The 627-nt window shown below is 67.5% G+C and carries 1 protein-coding gene; it reads left to right on the top strand.

Features of this window, described 5'->3' with window-relative positions; genetic code table 11:
• Positions 1-614 (top strand): IS5 family transposase (locus ACYVF6_RS32265; RefSeq protein WP_460526614.1); only part of this gene is annotated, 614 nt, incomplete at its 5' end.
• Positions 615-627 lie beyond the last annotated feature (13 nt).

The raw sequence follows: 627 nt of genomic DNA, 5'->3' as shown, positions 1-627 counted from the left end.
TCCACGATCGCTCGGGCGCACCAGCATGCGGCCGGGGCGCGGAAAAGGGGGATCTGCAGGTCGAGCCACCCGGCGGCGAGGATGACGTCGGTGGGACCGAGCCGGCTGATCACGGGTTGGGTCGCTCACGTGGCGGGTTGACCACCAAGCTGCATCTGAGCTGTGAGCAAGGCCGCAAGCCGCTGTCGATCCTGATCACCGCCGGGCAGCGCGGCGACAGCCCGCAGTTTGAGGCGGTGGTGGAGGGCATCAGCGTGCCGCGTTCCACCGGTGGTGGGCGTCCACGCTGCCGGCCTGACCACGTGTTGGCCGACAAGGCCTACAGCTCCCGCGCCAACCGGGCCTACCTGCGTCGCCGCGGCATCAAGGCCACCATCCCCCAGCCAGCTGACCAGATCGGTCACCGTAAGAACCGCGGCAGCGCGGGCGGCAGACCACCCGCCTTCGATCCCGAGGCCTACAAGCAGCGCCACGCCGTCGAATGCGGCATCAACCTGCTCAAACAACACCGCGCCCTAGCCACCCGATACGACAAACTCGCCGTCCGTTACCTGGCCACCGTCTACATCGCCGCCATCAACATCTGGCTCCGCGAACTCGAACGACACTTATGAGACACGGCCTAGC

This window comes from Flindersiella endophytica, assembly GCF_054779015.1.
Note: the sequence above shows the minus strand (reverse complement) of the source record. Positions and strands in the feature narration are given on the sequence as shown.